Below are 687 nucleotides of genomic sequence, written 5' to 3'. Positions count from 1 at the left end.
GTGGCGATGATCGATGCCACCTTCATCACCGATGCCCGCACCGGGGCGATCACGGCCCTGGGCGCCCGGCATCTGGCTCGCCGCGAGAGCAAGGTGCTGGGGCATGTCGGGGCGCGTGGCACCTCCTACTGGAACGTCCGGCTGCTTGATAGCTTGTTCGACTTCGATGAGATTCGCGTGCATTCGCGTCGCCCGGAAAGTCGCAACGCCTTTGCCGCTCGCCTGGAGCGAGATCTTGGCAAGAAGATCGTGATCACGGAGGATTGGGAATCTTGCGTGCGGGGTGCCGACATCGTGGTGGAAGCGTCGCGGCTGGAGCGTCCGACACCGATGCTGAAGACCGAATGGATCAAGCCGGGCGCGTTCGTGGTGCCCTATGGCACGATGAGTGCCGTCGAACTCTCGCTCACCGACATCATGGACAAGGTGGTGGTCGACGACTGGAGCCAATGCAAGGGCGGCATCTTCGGCTCGCTGCGCGCACACGTCGAGGCGGGCAAGCTCTCGGAGCAGACCCTCTACGGCGAGCTTGGCGAGATCGTCGCGGGCCGCAAGCCTGGTCGGCAAAGTGACGACGAGACCAATCTGTTCTGGCACCGTGGCCTATCCCTGAGCGACATAGCCCTGGGCCATGCCATCCTGCAGAAGGCCGAACGCATGGGCCTCGGGCAGAGGCTGCTGTACGCA

The 687-nt window shown here is 64.0% G+C and carries 1 protein-coding gene; it reads left to right on the top strand.

The genetic code is table 11. The features are described 5' to 3' along the window. A partial coding sequence (locus tag ACXJ3V_RS20250) for an ornithine cyclodeaminase family protein (protein WP_457102154.1) occupies window positions 1-687 on the top strand: 687 nt, incomplete at both ends.

The sequence above is a fragment of the Microbacterium sp. P5_E9 genome (assembly GCF_054049175.1).
Note: the sequence above shows the minus strand (reverse complement) of the source record. Positions and strands in the feature narration are given on the sequence as shown.